The sequence below is a fragment of the Streptomyces varsoviensis genome (assembly GCF_000718635.1).
Taxonomy (GTDB): Bacteria; Actinomycetota; Actinomycetes; order Streptomycetales; family Streptomycetaceae; genus Streptomyces; species Streptomyces varsoviensis.
This window is the reverse complement of record NZ_JOBF01000077.1, coordinates 1-352: the sequence shown is the minus strand read 5'-3', so window position 1 is coordinate 352 and position 352 is coordinate 1. Positions and strand designations below refer to the sequence as shown.

General features: G+C 68.8%; 1 protein-coding gene. It reads right to left on the bottom strand.

What is annotated here, in order from left to right:
• The coding region (locus IF55_RS35660) for an aminotransferase class V-fold PLP-dependent enzyme (protein WP_157854641.1) at positions 1-294 on the bottom strand (294 nt) is incomplete at its 3' end.
• Positions 295-352 lie beyond the last annotated feature (58 nt).

Genomic DNA, 352 nt, shown 5'->3' with positions numbered 1-352 from the left:
CTTGGTGAAGATCACCTCATCGCGGCTGGGCGCGTTGATGAAACCGGCGACCGTATCCCGCGCCCCCTCATACAGCGCCGTGGCCTCCTCCGCCAGCACATGCACGCCGCGGTGGACGTTGGCGTTGTGCCGCTCGTAGTAGCCGGCCAGCGCGTCCAGGACCTGCCGCGGTTTCTGCGAGGTGGCGGCGTTGTCCAGATAGACCACCCGCCGGCCGTCGTGGACCTGGCGGTCCAGGAGGGGGAAGTCCTTACGGATCGCCTCCGTGTCCAAAAGCCCCGCCGGCCCCCTCACGTGAGCGCGCCGCCCTTCACGTAGGCCTCGTAGCCCTCGCTCTCCAGCTTGTCCGCCA